13 protein-coding genes, 1 rRNA gene and 1 riboswitch are annotated in these 13934 nt (G+C 55.8%); of the genes, 7 read left to right on the forward strand and 7 right to left on the reverse strand.

Annotated features, from left to right (window positions below; all coding sequences use genetic code 11):
- Position 1: 1 nt before the first annotated feature.
- The 5 genes from thiS to HV340_RS01195 all read right to left on the reverse strand — a co-directional run bounded on the left by thiS (position 2) and on the right by HV340_RS01195 (position 4248).
- Entirely contained in the window at positions 2-202 is a 201-nt protein-coding gene (gene thiS / locus HV340_RS01175; protein ID WP_014168161.1) for a sulfur carrier protein ThiS, read from the reverse strand.
- Positions 186-941 carry a thiazole biosynthesis adenylyltransferase ThiF gene (gene thiF / locus HV340_RS01180; RefSeq protein WP_059306458.1) on the reverse strand — a complete coding sequence of 252 codons (756 nt, stop codon included), beginning with the start codon at positions 939-941 and terminating at the stop codon, positions 186-188. The genes thiS and thiF overlap by 17 nt, the downstream gene beginning before the upstream one ends.
- Positions 934-1569, reverse strand: coding sequence for a thiamine phosphate synthase (thiE, locus tag HV340_RS01185; protein WP_032679970.1), 636 nt, complete (start codon positions 1567-1569; stop codon positions 934-936). Before thiE ends, thiF begins: the two co-directional genes overlap by 8 nt.
- Positions 1569-3464 (reverse strand): phosphomethylpyrimidine synthase ThiC, encoded by a 1896-nt coding sequence (thiC, locus tag HV340_RS01190; RefSeq protein WP_059306457.1) that lies wholly within the window; start codon positions 3462-3464, stop codon positions 1569-1571. The genes thiE and thiC overlap by 1 nt, the downstream gene beginning before the upstream one ends.
- Before the next feature lie 78 nt (positions 3465-3542).
- A riboswitch (TPP riboswitch) is annotated at positions 3543-3652 on the reverse strand.
- 98 nt (positions 3653-3750) lie between these two features.
- Positions 3751-4248 (reverse strand): Rsd/AlgQ family anti-sigma factor, encoded by a 498-nt coding sequence (locus HV340_RS01195; protein ID WP_014168165.1) that lies wholly within the window; start codon positions 4246-4248, stop codon positions 3751-3753.
- A 95-nt stretch (positions 4249-4343) separates the two neighbouring features.
- On the opposite strand from HV340_RS01195, the gene nudC reads away from it, so the two are divergent.
- The 6 genes from nudC (at position 4344) to HV340_RS01225 (ending at position 8696) form a co-directional block, all read left to right on the forward strand.
- Entirely contained in the window at positions 4344-5117 is a 774-nt protein-coding gene (gene nudC, locus HV340_RS01200; protein WP_014168166.1) for an NAD(+) diphosphatase, read from the forward strand.
- A 38-nt stretch (positions 5118-5155) separates the two neighbouring features.
- Entirely contained in the window at positions 5156-6220 is a 1065-nt protein-coding gene (gene hemE, locus HV340_RS01205) for a uroporphyrinogen decarboxylase (RefSeq protein ID WP_049022678.1), read from the forward strand.
- Between the two features lie 9 nt (positions 6221-6229).
- Entirely contained in the window at positions 6230-6898 is a 669-nt protein-coding gene (nfi, locus tag HV340_RS01210; RefSeq protein ID WP_049022677.1) for a deoxyribonuclease V, read from the forward strand.
- Between the two features lie 44 nt (positions 6899-6942).
- The gene (locus HV340_RS01215; protein ID WP_014168169.1) at positions 6943-7533 is read left to right on the forward strand and encodes a YjaG family protein; all 591 of its coding nucleotides are present in this window, start codon (positions 6943-6945) and stop codon (positions 7531-7533) included.
- Positions 7534-7719: 186 nt separating this feature from the next.
- Complete coding sequence (gene hupA / locus HV340_RS01220) at positions 7720-7992, forward strand: nucleoid-associated protein HU-alpha (protein WP_002445246.1); 273 nt, start codon at positions 7720-7722, stop codon at positions 7990-7992.
- Positions 7993-8003: 11 nt separating this feature from the next.
- Positions 8004-8696: a DUF1481 domain-containing protein gene (locus HV340_RS01225; protein ID WP_020882988.1), complete on the forward strand. Its 693-nt coding sequence runs from the start codon at positions 8004-8006 to the stop codon at positions 8694-8696.
- Positions 8697-8739: 43 nt separating this feature from the next.
- Here the strand turns inward: HV340_RS01225 and purD are convergent, their stop codons facing one another.
- Together purD and purH are read right to left on the reverse strand one after the other, a co-directional pair.
- Complete coding sequence (gene purD, locus HV340_RS01230; protein ID WP_032679369.1) at positions 8740-10032, reverse strand: phosphoribosylamine--glycine ligase; 1293 nt, start codon at positions 10030-10032, stop codon at positions 8740-8742.
- 15 nt (positions 10033-10047) lie between these two features.
- Complete coding sequence (gene purH, locus HV340_RS01235) at positions 10048-11637, reverse strand: bifunctional phosphoribosylaminoimidazolecarboxamide formyltransferase/IMP cyclohydrolase (RefSeq protein ID WP_032679371.1); 1590 nt, start codon at positions 11635-11637, stop codon at positions 10048-10050.
- 563 nt (positions 11638-12200) lie between these two features.
- Between purH and HV340_RS01240 the strand changes: the two genes are divergently transcribed.
- Positions 12201-13740 (forward strand): 16S ribosomal RNA (locus tag HV340_RS01240).
- The last annotated feature ends 194 nt before the right edge of the window (positions 13741-13934 follow it).

Raw genomic sequence — 13934 nt, forward strand, 5'->3', positions numbered from 1 at the left:
CTCAGCCCCCTGCGATAACCTGAAACAGCAGGATCTGGTCGCCTTCACTGACCTGCTGATGTTCCCACTGCTCGCGCGGCAGGATCTGTTGATTGAGCGCCAGCGCCGTTCCCGGCTTGAGCTGGCGAAGCTTATCGAGCAGCACGGCAACGGTGAGCCCGTCCTCGCATTTCATCGGCTCATCGTTAAACAGAATGCGCATTGCCGCCTCCACATACCGGGCAGTGGCTGGCGCGGTGTAACGCCAGATGACGCCAGCCGCTGGAACGAGCGTCAAATAACCGCAACGTGTTGCGCTCGGTCTCCATTCCGCTGAGCAGCTTGATGGCCTCGAGCGCCTGCAGGGTACCCATCACCCCCACAACCGGGCCAAGAATGCCCGCGGTGCGACAGTTACGCTCTGGCTCAGCATCGTCTGGCCACAAACAGCGATAGCAGCCCTGCGCCCACGGCGGTGTCAGGACCATCATCTGCCCGCCGAATCCCACCGCGCTGGCGGTGATAAGCGGCGTATTTTTTGCGACACAGGCGGCGTTGATCGCCTGGCGGGTTGCCATATTGTCGGTGCAGTCCAGCACCACGTCGGCCAGGGCGACTTCTCGGCGCAGATTGTCGCCGCTGAGCCGCTCCTGACACGCAATGAGCTCAATATCCGGGTTCAGCTGGTTCAGACGCTGGCGGGTAATGTGTACTTTGGGCTGGTTGATATCCTCGGTGGTGAAGAGGATTTGACGCTGCAGGTTGCTAAGATGCACCTCGTCGTCATCGGCCAGTACCAGCGTGCCCACGCCTGCACCGGCCAGATAGAGCGCGGCAGGCGCGCCTAATCCGCCCAGCCCGACAATCAAAACCCGGCTGGCGAGTAGCTTTTGCTGCCCGTCGATGGCGATATCCTCCAGCAGGATCTGGCGGCTATAGCGCATAAAGTCACGATCATTCATCGCCTGCTCCTGCCAGTTGTAAGAGCTGCCGGGTGGCGGCCTGCCAGTCTGCGGCCTGGGTGATGGCACTGACGACGGCGATACTGCCGACACCGGTATCCAGCACGGCCGGAGCGCGTTCAAGGCTAATCCCGCCGATGGCCACGGTCGGGTACTGCGCAAGACGCTTCACGTGAGCCGCCAGCTGTGCCAGCCCTTGTGGCGCGGAGGGCATTTGTTTAGTTTGCGTCGGGAAGACGTGTCCAAGCGCAATGTACGAAGGGCGAGCCGCCAGCGCCACGTCAATCTCCATATCGTCATGGGTCGAGACACCCAGGCGCAAACCGGCTTCCCGGATGGCATTCAGGTCTGTGGTCTCCAGGTCCTCCTGACCCAGATGCACGCCGTAGGCCTGGTGCTTTATCGCCAGTCGCCAGTAGTCGTTGATAAACAGGCGGGCGTTATACCGACGCCCCAGCGCGATGGCGGCAGCGACATCGTTCTCCACCTCCTCATCGCGTTTATCTTTGATGCGTAGCTGCAGCGTGCGTACACCTGCCTCCAGCAGGCGGGCAATCCACTCCACGCTGTCCACCACCGGGTAGAGCCCCAAACGAAAGGGCACGGGTGGGAAATCGGGCTGGTACATTACGCCTCCTCTTTTTTGAGGTAGATTTCGCCGCCTTTCGCGCGGAAGGTTTCTGACATATCCGCCATGCCCACTTCAATGGTTTGCGCGGCGGCGTAGTCACGCACTTCCTGGCTGATCTTCATTGAGCAGAATTTTGGCCCACACATGGAGCAGAAATGGGCCACTTTGCCGGACTCCTGCGGCAGGGTTTCGTCGTGATAGGCGCGGGCGGTAAACGGGTCGAGCGCGAGGTTAAACTGATCTTCCCAGCGGAATTCAAAGCGGGCCTTCGACATCGCGTTATCGCGAATTTGCGCGCCCGGATGGCCTTTCGCCAGGTCCGCAGCGTGGGCGGCAATTTTGTAGGTGATAAGCCCCTGCTTCACGTCCTCTTTGTTGGGCAGACCGAGGTGCTCTTTTGGCGTCACATAGCAGAGCATGGCGCAACCGAACCAGCCGATCATCGCCGCACCAATTCCGGAGGTGAAGTGGTCGTAACCCGGGGCAATATCGGTGGTCAACGGCCCCAGGGTATAGAATGGTGCTTCATGGCAGTGCTCCAGTTCTTCCGTCATATTGCGGCGGATCATCTGCATGGGGACATGGCCCGGGCCTTCAATCATCACCTGCACGTCATACTCCCAGGCGATTTTGGTCAGCTCGCCCAGCGTGTGCAGTTCGGCAAACTGCGCTTCGTCGTTGGCATCACGAATGGAACCAGGGCGCAGGCCGTCGCCCAGCGACAGCGAGACGTCGTAAGCGGCACAGATTTCGCAGATCTCGCGGAAGTGTTCGTAGAGGAAGTTTTCCTGATGATGAGACAGACACCACTTCGCCATGATTGAGCCCCCGCGCGAGACAATGCCGGTCAGACGCTTCGCGGTCATCGGCACGTAGCGCAGCAGCACCCCCGCGTGGATGGTGAAGTAGTCTACACCCTGTTCAGCCTGCTCCAGCAGCGTGTCGCGGAACGCTTCCCAGGTGAGGTTTTCAGCGATACCGTTCACTTTCTCCAGCGCCTGATAGACCGGCACCGTTCCGATAGGCACCGGGCTGTTACGCAGGATCCACTCGCGGGTTTCGTGGATATAACGCCCGGTGGAGAGATCCATTACCGTGTCCGCGCCCCAGCGCGTTGACCAGACCAGCTTCTCGACCTCTTCTTCGATGGAGGAGGTGACCGCGGAATTACCGATATTGGCGTTGACCTTCACCAGGAAGTTGCGGCCGATAATCATCGGTTCGGATTCCGGGTGATTGATGTTGGCGGGGATAATCGCGCGGCCAGCGGCCACTTCATCGCGCACAAACTCCGGGGTGATGCTTTCCGGCAGGCGGGCACCGAAACCTTCGCCCGGATGCTGGTGGCGCAGCACTTCGCTACGGATGCGCTCACGGCCCATATTTTCACGGATGGCGATAAACTCCATCTCCGGGGTGACGATCCCCTGACGCGCATAGTGCAGCTGGGTGACGCATTTGCCCGCTTTCGCACGTTTCGGCGTCAGCAGGCCCGCGAAGCGCAGTTCGTCCAGGCCGTCGTCGGCCAGACGCTCTTTGGTGTAGGCAGAGCTGCGAACCGTCAGTTCTTCGCAGTCGTTACGCGCGTCAATCCAGCGCTGGCGCAGTTTTGCCAGACCCTGCTGCACGTTAATGGCCACATCAGGATCGCCGTACGGGCCAGACGTGTCGTAGACCGGCACGGCTTCGTTGTCTTCATACTGCGGGTTTTCTTTGCTGCCGCCAAGAAGCGTCGGGCTAAGCTGGATTTCGCGCATCGGAACGCGGATATCCGCCTGAGAGCCGGTGATGTAAATACGCTTAGAGTTCGGGAAAGCGGTGCCTTCCAGGGTGTCGATGAAGTGTTGGGCGTGTGCGCGCTGTTCGCGGCGGGTCAGTTTAGTAGTAGACATAGCTCATTCCAAAAATGAAGGACATGGCTTGTCAGACGACGGATGAAGCAAGAGGAGATCGCCCGGGGGCGATACTACAGCAGTTTTACTCTTGTTCCCTTCGCAGGTATTAGCCTGATCAGGTTCCGCGGATCCCGAATTAACGGTCTCAGCCCGTGCTTTCACACTGGGCACTCCGACAAGAAATTTACACGCCATCGTTCGCGCTATCGCATGAATGATTTCGTGTAATACCCCCTCCTGAAAGGGGCGAATGTTTGTAAACTACTCGTTAACGATTAAGAACTCAAGCAGGTCGCGCGATGTTATCTTCGTTGCTGGCCTTAGAATCGTTATCCAGCACGAGAGCGATCAGCTTATCCTCCAGCGAGAATCGCTCTTCCAGCGCTTCGCCGAGATCGGACAGCGCCTGTTGAAACTCAAGGTAGTTGTCGTGATCGATGGCGTTCTCGAGGGTGGAATCGTAGTAATTCATGATCTGCTGGGTATTGGCTTCCAGCAGCGGGTAGAGTTTGGATGCCGTTAAATACGGGCTAGTGCCTTCCATTTCGCGGATAATGCGTTCATAAATATTGAAATGGCCGTCGGACAGGTAGTCGACCAGGCTCTGACAAAAATCATCCAGCGCTTTTTCATTCAGCCGCATAAACGATTCTTTGCCAGGCTTAATACCGACCAGATTGTAATAAGCCACGAGTAGATGCTTGCGCACATGTAGCCAGCGATCCACCAGTTTGTTACTTCCTCTAACGCGCTCAGTCAGGCTTTCTAGCTGGTTTAACATGTTCGACTCCGCAAGGTTTAGAATTGATTCTGCTTATCCAAAATGTAACCACAATGCTAACAACATGTCAGTGAAGCGAAGGTAGTGCAATAGATATGGATCGTATTATTGAAAAATCAGATCTGGGTTGGTGGATTGTCAGTCACGAACAAAAATTATGGCTGCCCGGTGGGGAAATACCCTATGGCACTGCCGATCGTTTCGATCTCGTTGGTCAGCCTGCACTGAAGATCGGCGAGTGGCAAGGGGAGCCGGTGTGGTTGATCCAGCAGCCTCGCCGCCAGGACATGGGATCCGTTCGTCAGGTGCTGGATCTTGATGTGGGCCTGTTCCAGCTGGCAGGCCGTGGCGTGCAGCTGGCCGAGTTTTACCGATCGCATAAATACTGCGGCTACTGCGGGCATACCATGCACCCGAGTAAAACCGAGTGGGCCATGCTCTGCAGCCACTGCCGTGAACGCTATTATCCGCAGATTGCACCGTGCATTATCGTCGCTATCCGGCGTGACGATTCCATCCTGCTGGCGCAACATACCCGCCATCGCAACGGCATTCATACTGTTCTTGCCGGGTTCGTTGAAGTGGGCGAAACGCTGGAGCAGGCGGTGGCGCGTGAAGTGATGGAAGAGAGCGGGATCCGGGTGAAGAACCTGCGTTACGTAACGTCTCAGCCGTGGCCGTTCCCACAGTCGCTGATGACGGCGTTTATGGCCGAATACGATAGCGGTGAGATTGTTATCGACCAGAAAGAGCTGCTGGACGCGAACTGGTACCGTTATGACGATTTGCCACTGTTACCCCCGCCGGGAACGGTAGCCCGTCGGCTGATAGAAGATACCGTGGCGATGTGTCGGGCCGAGTATGAGTAGTGTTACACTCACGGACTGACGCAATAAGGAACTGCAAAATGACCGAACTGAAGAACGATCGTTATCTGCGTGCGCTGCTGCGCCAGCCCGTTGATGTCACCCCGGTGTGGATGATGCGCCAGGCGGGGCGCTATCTGCCAGAGTACAAAGCCACGCGTGCGCAGGCGGGTGATTTTATGTCGCTGTGCAAAAATGCCGAGCTGGCCTGCGAAGTGACGCTCCAGCCGCTGCGCCGCTACCCGCTGGATGCCGCTATTCTCTTTTCGGACATTCTGACCATTCCGGATGCCATGGGCCTTGGGCTCTATTTCGAAACCGGTGAAGGTCCGCGTTTCACCTCCCCGATCAAAAGCAAAGCCGACGTTGATAAGCTGCCGGTACCGGATCCTGAGCAGGAGCTGGGGTATGTGATGAACGCCGTGCGCACAATTCGCCGTGAACTGAAAGGCGAAGTGCCGCTGATTGGCTTCTCAGGCAGCCCGTGGACGCTGGCGACCTATATGGTGGAAGGTGGCAGCAGCAAAGTCTTTACCGTCATTAAAAAGATGATGTACGCGGAGCCACAGGCGCTGCATACGCTGCTCGACAAGCTGGCGAAGAGCGTCACACTCTATCTTAACGCGCAGATTAAAGCAGGCGCGCAATCGGTGATGATTTTCGATACCTGGGGCGGCGTGCTGACCGGGCGCGATTACCAGCAGTTCTCGCTGTATTACATGCATAAAATCGTCGATGGCCTGCTGCGTGAAAACGAAGGTCGCCGGGTGCCGGTGACGCTGTTCACTAAAGGCGGTGGGCAGTGGCTGGAAGCCATGGCCGCCACCGGCTGTGACGCGCTGGGTCTCGACTGGACAACCGATATTGCCGATGCGCGCCGTCGCGTGGGTGACAAAGTGGCGCTGCAGGGCAACATGGACCCGTCTATGCTCTATGCTCAGCCTGCCCGTATTGAGGAAGAGGTGGCCTCCATTCTTGCTGGTTTCGGCCAGGGCGAAGGACACGTGTTCAACCTCGGGCACGGTATTCATCAGGATGTACCGCCAGAACACGCTGGCGCGTTTGTGGAGGCGGTGCACCGACTTTCTGCACATTATCATCAGTAAGGAGTGGTTATGGATCTCGCGTCATTACGCGCTCAACAGATAGAACTGGCCTCATCCGTGATCCGCGAGGATCGTCTGGACACAGACCCGCCGCAGTACATTGGCGGAGCAGATGTGGGGTTTGAGCAGGGAGGTGAAGTGACGCGGGCGGCAATGGTGCTGCTGAAATATCCCTCGCTGGAACTGGTGGAGTACAAGGTGGCGCGTATCGCCACCACCATGCCGTACATTCCTGGCTTTCTCTCATTCCGTGAATATCCCGCGCTGCTGGCAGCGTGGGAGCAACTCTCGCAAAAACCCGACCTGCTGTTTGTCGACGGCCATGGTATCTCTCATCCGCGCCGCTTAGGCGTCGCCAGCCATTTTGGGCTGCTGGTGGATGTCCCCACCATCGGTGTGGCTAAAAAACGTCTGTGCGGTGCGTTTGAGCCGCTCTCCGCCGAGCCAGGCGCGCTGGCACCTCTCATCGATAAGGGTGAGCAACTGGCGTGGGTCTGGCGCAGTAAAGCGCGTTGTAACCCCCTGTTTATCGCCACCGGGCATCGGGTGAGCACGGACAGTGCGCTGGCGTGGGTGCAGCGCTGCATGAAAGGGTATCGCTTACCGGAGCCCACCCGCTGGGCTGATGCGGTAGCGTCAGGGCGTTCGGCTTTTACGCGTTGGCAAGAAATTCAGTGATGATTCAGGTAAACTGCGGCTAATTTTCGATTCGAGACCTCATCATGCTACAAAACCCGATTCATCTGCGCCTTGAGAAGCTGGAAAGCTGGCAGCACGTGACTTTTATGGCTTGCCTGTGCGAGCGCATGTATCCCAACTATGCCGCGTTCTGCAAGCAGACAGGCTTTGGTGAAGGGCAGATTTATCGCCGCATCCTGGATTTAATCTGGGAGACGCTGACGGTCAAAGACGCTAAGGTGAACTTCGACTCTCAGCTTGAAAAGCTTGAAGAGGCGATCCCGGCGGCGGATGACTACGACCTGTATGGTGTCTATCCGGCCATTGATGCCTGCGTGGCATTAAGTGAACTGATTCATTCCCGTCTGAGCGGTGAAACGCTGGAGCATGCTATCGAAGTCAGCAAGGCATCCATTACGACCGTCGCGATGCTGGAAATGACCCAGGAAGGTCGGGAAATGACCGACGAAGAGCTGCGAGTGAACCCCGCGGTTGAGCAGGAATGGGATATCCAGTGGGAGATTTTCCGCCTGCTGGCAGAGTGTGAAGAACGCGATATTGAGCTGATAAAAGGGCTCCGTGCGGACTTACGTGAGGCTGGTGAGAGTAATATTGGTATAATTTTTAACCAATGAGACAACAAAACTTGATATAACGCTCGTTTTGTCGCTCCTCGACTCTTCCCTTTCGCCCCTTGTCTGGTCTACATTTGGGGGGCGAAAAAAAGTGGCTATCGGTGCGTGTATGCAGGAGAGTGCTTTTTTGGCATTTTCGTCGCACTCGATGCTTAGCAAGCGATAAACACATTGAAAGGATAACTTATGAACAAGACTCAACTGATTGATGTAATTGCGGACAAGGCTGATCTGTCTAAAGTGCAGGCTAAAGCTGCTCTGGAATCTACCCTGGCTGCTATTACTGAGTCTCTGAAAGAAGGTGATGCTGTACAACTGGTTGGTTTCGGTACCTTCAAAGTGAACCACCGCGCTGAGCGTACTGGCCGCAACCCGCAGACCGGTAAAGAAATCAAAATCGCCGCAGCTAACGTGCCGGCATTTGTTTCTGGTAAAGCACTGAAAGACGCTGTTAAGTAAGACGCGTGGCAGTGAACAGTTTTAACGAAGGGGCGGCAACGCCCCTTTTGTCTGTCTGGCGCGGTCTTTTCGCGCTGGCGGGCGTGATGTTTCTGTCCGCCTGTAGCCACGACACCTCTCTGCCACCGTTTACCGCCAGCGGCTACGCTGACAACCAGGGTGCGGTGAGGATCTGGCGCAAAGATTCTGGCGGCGAAGTGCATCTGCTTTCTGCTTTCAGTCCGTGGCATAACGGCAATACGTCGACCGCGGAGTATCGCTGGCAGGGCGATGACCTGTCGCTGATAGAACTGAATGTCTACAGCAAGACCCCCGAACATGTGAAAGTGCGTTTTGATGACCATGGCGAGCTGAGCTTTATGCAACGGGAAGTCAGCGGTCAAAAACAGCAGCTTTCCAGCGATCAAGTCGCACTCTATCGTTATCGTGCCGAACAAATCCGCCAGACCAGCGATGCGCTGCGTCAGGGACGCGTTGTGCTGCGCCAGGGGCGCTGGCATGCCGATGGCACGGTAACAACCTGCGAAGGGCAAACCGTTAAGCCTGAGCTTGAAGCCTGGGCAACCGAACATATTGAGCGCCGTCAGCGGCATTCATCCATGGAAGTGAGTGTGGCGTGGCTGGAAGCGCCGGAAGGTTCTCAACTGCTGCTGGTCGCGAACGAAGACTTCTGCACCTGGCAGCCGACAGAAAAGAGTTTTTGAGTGACGTCCCCTCTCCCTGACGGGAGAGGGGCTGGCGGAAGAATTACTCGCCCTGCTCACGCGCAATTGCGCGATAACCGATATCCTGGCGGCTAAAGCTACCGTTCCAGTGAATATCTGCCATCAGCGCATAGGCACGCTTCTGTGCTTCTGCAACGGTGTGACCCAGCGCGGTCGCACACAGTACACGGCCGCCATTAGTAAGCACGCGATCGTCGTCAGACAGCTTTGTGCCGGCGTGGAATACCTTCGCGCCTTCCAATTCTTCCAGCGGTAAACCGTGGATCTCATCACCGGTATTGTAATTGCCCGGATAACCCCCCGCAGCAATCACCACGCCCAGAGAAGCACGTTCATCCCACTCAGACGTTTTCTCATCCAGCTTACCTTCACAGGCGGCAAGACACAGTTCCACCAGGTCAGATTTCATGCGCAGCATGATTGGCTGTGTTTCCGGATCGCCGAAGCGGCAGTTGAACTCAATCACCTTCGGATTGCCCTGTTTGTCGATCATCAGGCCTGCATAGAGGAAACCGGTGTAAGTATTACCTTCAGCAGCCATGCCTTTGACGGTTGGCCAGATAATGCGGTCCATGGTGCGCTGATGCACTTCGTCAGTGACCACAGGGGCAGGGGAGTAAGCGCCCATACCGCCGGTGTTCGGCCCGGTATCTGCATTGCCAACGCGTTTATGATCTTGGCTGGTGGCCATCGGCAGAACATGCTCGCCGTCGACCATCACGATAAAGCTCGCCTCTTCACCGTCAAGGAACTCTTCAATCACGATGCGATGGCCCGCGTCGCCAAAGGCGTTGCCTGCCAGCATATCCTGAACCGCGGCTTCGGCTTCCTCGAGCGTCATCGCCACGATAACGCCTTTACCGGCGGCCAGACCGTCGGCTTTGATAACGATAGGCGCACCTTTTTCACGTAAGTAAGCCAGGGCTGGCTCTACTTCGGTGAAATTCTGATATTCCGCCGTCGGGATGTTATGACGTGCGAGGAAATCTTTGGTGAAGGCTTTCGAGCCTTCCAGCTGTGCAGCCCCTTCCGTTGGGCCGAAGATTTGCAGGCCAGCAGCCCGGAAGGCGTCAACGACGCCAATCACCAGCGGCGCTTCCGGACCCACGATGGTCAAATCGATTTTCTCCTGCTGAGCAAAGCTCAACAGGGCCGGGATATCGGTCACGCCGATAGCGACGTTCTGTAACGTGGGTTCCAGCGCAGTACCGGCATTACCCGGTGCCACAAAGACGGTTTTCACTTGCGGCGACTGGGCCGCTTTCCACGCCAGAGCGTGCTCGCGCCCGCCATTACCAATGACTAATACTTTCATTTTCTGCTCCGTGGATTAATGGCGGAAGTGACGCATGTCGGTGAAGATCATCGCAATGCCGTGTTCGTCAGCAGCGGCAATGACTTCGTCGTCACGGATTGAGCCGCCAGGCTGGATAACACAGGTAATGCCCACTGCAGCAGCAGCGTCGATACCGTCACGGAACGGGAAGAAGGCGTCAGAGGCCATTGCCGAGCCTTTCACTTCCAGACCTTCATCGGCCGCTTTGATACCGGCAATTTTCGCGGAGTAAACGCGGCTCATCTGGCCTGCGCCTATTCCGATGGTCATGTTCTCTTTTGCATAGACAATCGCGTTGGATTTCACGAACTTCGCGACCTTCCAGCAGAACAGCGCGTCACGCAGTTCCTGCTCGGTAGGCTGGCGTTTCGTCACGACGCGCAGATCGCCCGCGGTAACCATGCCCAGATCGCGATCCTGAACCAGCAGACCGCCGTTCACGCGTTTGAAGTCCAGACCCGGTACGCGCTCAGCCCACTGGCCACACACCAGTACGCGCACGTTCTGTTTTGCCGCGGTGATTTTCAGGGCTTCGTCGGATGCAGAAGGAGCGATGATCACTTCGACAAACTGACGGGAGATGATGGCCTGTGCTGTGTCAGCGTCCAGCTCGCGGTTGAAGGCGATAATGCCGCCGAATGCGGAGGTTGGGTCGGTTTTATACGCGCGATCATAGGCGTCGAGAATGGAGGTGCTTACCGCTACGCCACATGGGTTCGCGTGCTTCACGATTACGCAGGCGGGTTCACTGAACGCTTTCACGCACTCGAGCGCTGCATCGGTGTCAGCGATGTTGTTATAGGAGAGTGCCTTGCCCTGAACTTGCTGTGCGGTCGCAACAGAGGCTTCTTTTACCTCTTCTTCTATATAGAAGGCAGCCTGCTGGTGGCTGTTCTCTCCGTAACGCATATCCTGCTTCTTAATGAAGTTCAGGTTCAGCGTACGCGGGAAGCGGCCGGAAGGTTCAGTGCTTTCGCCATGATAAGCAGGCACCAGGCTACCGAAGTAGTTGGCGATCATGCTGTCGTACGCGGCGGTGTGCTCGAATGCTTTGATGGCGAGGTCGAAACGCGTCTCCAGCGTCAGCGACCCTTCGTTGGCATCCATCTCATTAATAATGGTGTTGTAGTCGCTGCTCTTCACCACGATGGCAACATCTTTATGGTTCTTAGCCGCTGAGCGCACCATGGTTGGGCCGCCGATATCAATATTTTCGACGGCGTCTTCCAGAGAGCAGCCTTCGCGGGCAACGGTCTGAGCGAACGGGTAGAGGTTAACGACGACCATGTCGATTGGCGCGATATCATGCTTTTCCATAATGCCGTCGTCCTGGCCGCGACGGCCAAGAATACCGCCGTGGACCTTCGGGTGCAGGGTCTTGACGCGTCCATCCATCATTTCCGGAAAACCGGTGTAATCGGACACTTCGGTTACCGGCAGACCTTTCTCTGCTAACAGGCGAGCGGTACCACCTGTAGAAAGCAGCTCCACACCGCGTGCAGAAAGTGCCTGAGCGAATTCGACGATACCGGCTTTATCAGAAACACTGAGCAGAGCGCGGCGGACTGGACGACGTTGTTGCATGGTAAATCCCCTGGATTTCACGATTACAGAGAGCGTTAGATGAATTTTCCAGCGAAAAACTCATCTAACACACCTGACGAGGCATCCTTGTTAAGCGCGAGCATTTTAACGAAAACGTTTGCGCAACGCTCGCGAATTTTCACTTTTTCGTATCTCTGTGGATAAGTCTGTGTGTAAAAGGGTATAAGGCGGGGTTTTGCTGGGGAATGCAGCAGTCAGTCATTTTTCTGTCATTTAGCGGTTGCGGCCTGCAGAGAACTCCCTATAATGCGCCTCCATCGACACGGCGGATGTGAATCACTTCACAGTTAACCCGGTCGGTTGAAGAGAAAAAATCCTGAACTTCAGGGTTGACTCTGAAAGAGGAAAGCGTAATATACGCCACCTCGCGACGGTGAGCTGTAAGCCGCGTCGCAACTGCTCTTTAACAATTTATCAGACAATCTGTGTGGGCACTCAAAGTGACATGGATTCTTAATGTCTTCGGACACTAAATGAATACCAAAGTCTCTGAGTGAACATACGTAATTCATTACGAAGTTTAATTCACGAGCATCAAACTTAAATTGAAGAGTTTGATCATGGCTCAGATTGAACGCTGGCGGCAGGCCTAACACATGCAAGTCGAACGGTAGCACAGAGAGCTTGCTCTCGGGTGACGAGTGGCGGACGGGTGAGTAATGTCTGGGAAACTGCCTGATGGAGGGGGATAACTACTGGAAACGGTAGCTAATACCGCATAACGTCGCAAGACCAAAGAGGGGGACCTTCGGGCCTCTTGCCATCAGATGTGCCCAGATGGGATTAGCTAGTAGGTGGGGTAACGGCTCACCTAGGCGACGATCCCTAGCTGGTCTGAGAGGATGACCAGCCACACTGGAACTGAGACACGGTCCAGACTCCTACGGGAGGCAGCAGTGGGGAATATTGCACAATGGGCGCAAGCCTGATGCAGCCATGCCGCGTGTATGAAGAAGGCCTTCGGGTTGTAAAGTACTTTCAGCGGGGAGGAAGGTGTTGCGGTTAATAACCGCAGCAATTGACGTTACCCGCAGAAGAAGCACCGGCTAACTCCGTGCCAGCAGCCGCGGTAATACGGAGGGTGCAAGCGTTAATCGGAATTACTGGGCGTAAAGCGCACGCAGGCGGTCTGTCAAGTCGGATGTGAAATCCCCGGGCTCAACCTGGGAACTGCATTCGAAACTGGCAGGCTAGAGTCTTGTAGAGGGGGGTAGAATTCCAGGTGTAGCGGTGAAATGCGTAGAGATCTGGAGGAATACCGGTGGCGAAGGCGGCCCCCTGGACAAAGACTGACGCTCAGGTGCGAAAGCGTGGGGAGCAAACAGGATTAGATACCCTGGTAGTCCACGCCGTAAACGATGTCGACTTGGAGGTTGTGCCCTTGAGGCGTGGCTTCCGGAGCTAACGCGTTAAGTCGACCGCCTGGGGAGTACGGCCGCAAGGTTAAAACTCAAATGAATTGACGGGGGCCCGCACAAGCGGTGGAGCATGTGGTTTAATTCGATGCAACGCGAAGAACCTTACCTACTCTTGACATCCAGAGAACTTTCCAGAGATGGATTGGTGCCTTCGGGAACTCTGAGACAGGTGCTGCATGGCTGTCGTCAGCTCGTGTTGTGAAATGTTGGGTTAAGTCCCGCAACGAGCGCAACCCTTATCCTTTGTTGCCAGCGGTCCGGCCGGGAACTCAAAGGAGACTGCCAGTGATAAACTGGAGGAAGGTGGGGATGACGTCAAGTCATCATGGCCCTTACGAGTAGGGCTACACACGTGCTACAATGGCGCATACAAAGAGAAGCGAACTCGCGAGAGCAAGCGGACCTCATAAAGTGCGTCGTAGTCCGGATTGGAGTCTGCAACTCGACTCCATGAAGTCGGAATCGCTAGTAATCGTAGATCAGAATGCTACGGTGAATACGTTCCCGGGCCTTGTACACACCGCCCGTCACACCATGGGAGTGGGTTGCAAAAGAAGTAGGTAGCTTAACCTTCGGGAGGGCGCTTACCACTTTGTGATTCATGACTGGGGTGAAGTCGTAACAAGGTAACCGTAGGGGAACCTGCGGTTGGATCACCTCCTTACCTTAAAGAACCTGCCTTTGTAGTGCTCACACAGATTGTCTGATGAATGATAAATTTCAAAATGTACTGCGAAGTGCATTGTGAAATTTTGCTCTTTAAAAATCTGGATCAAGCTGAAAATTGAAACGACACACATGTTATGTGTGTTCGAGTCTCTCAAATTTTCGCAAACCGGTGATGAATCGAAAGAAACA

The organism is Enterobacter sp. RHBSTW-00975, assembly GCF_013615235.1.
Taxonomy (GTDB): Bacteria; Pseudomonadota; Gammaproteobacteria; order Enterobacterales; family Enterobacteriaceae; genus Enterobacter; species Enterobacter ludwigii.